This is a genomic window from Hydrogenivirga sp. 128-5-R1-1 (assembly GCF_000171895.1).
On the sequence record NZ_ABHJ01000514.1, the window covers coordinates 1 to 1,068 of the forward strand.

1 protein-coding gene and 1 pseudogene are annotated in these 1,068 nt (G+C 30.1%); both read left to right on the forward strand.

Annotated elements, in window-relative coordinates; translation table 11 throughout:
- A pseudogene (locus HG1285_RS00275) lies at window positions 1–468 on the forward strand (metallophosphoesterase); the annotation flags it as partial.
- 61 nt (window positions 469–529) lie between these two features.
- A partial coding sequence (locus tag HG1285_RS00270; RefSeq protein ID WP_008289712.1) for a Uma2 family endonuclease occupies window positions 530–1,068 on the forward strand: 539 nt, incomplete at its 3' end.

The window sequence follows — 1,068 nt, forward strand, 5'->3', positions numbered from 1 at the left end:
AATGTAAAAATTAGCTATGGCATGCAGAAAACAGTTGAAGAGTTTAATAATCTTTTAGAAGAAGAAAAAATAAAACAAAAAGAAAAAATACTGAATTATTATGCAAAAATGCCTCTTTATTTGATAGTTAACGAAAACGAGTCTGTGATAGCCCATGCAGGTATTAAAGACAACATGATTGGACAGGTGAGTAAAAAAATAAAAGATTTTGTTTTATACGGTCAAACAACAGGAAGATTTTTAGAAAATGGCTTTCCTGAAAGGCTTGACTGGACAGTTGAAAGAAAAGTAAAACCAGACAGTCCAAAAATTATTTACGGTCATGTGGTTTATGATGAGCCTTACATAAACAATAAATGCTACGGTATAGACACTGGCTGTGTTATTGGAAAAAAGCTGACTGCATATCTGCCAAGAGAAGATAAGTTTGAGTTTGTAAAAGCAAAAAAACAGTATTACTCTTTTTGAAATTGCTTTTATTTTTGGGTTTTATAAATTTATTTAATGTAAAATTTTCAAGGATATTGTAATGAGAATAACAGAAAAATATTTACCTCACTATACAATTGATGACTATAAAATGTGGGAAGGAGATTGGGAGCTAATTGAAGGTATTCCCTACGCGATGGCACCTTCTCCTTTTGGAAAACATCAACAAACAGCTTTTGAAATTGGTAGAAGAATAGCCAATCAATTGGAATCTTGTGATAAAAATTGCAAAGTTTATCCAGAACTTGACTGGATAGTTTCTGAAGATACTGTTTTAAGACCGGATTTAATTGTTATATGTAAAGAAATAGAGGAATATCTAAAAGAGGCACCGGAAATAGTAGTTGAAGTTGTATCAAAATCAACTGCCCAAAGAGATGAATACTTAAAATTTGAGATATATCAAAGGGAAAAAGTTCCATTTTATATTCTTGTATATCCAGATATAAAAAAAGTAAGGGTTTTTCAGCTATTAAATGGAAGATATGACAAATACTTTGATAGCGACGATGGTATTTTAGAGATTACTTTAAAAAATGGATGTAAAGTAGAAATAAATGTAAAAGAAATTTTTAGCTA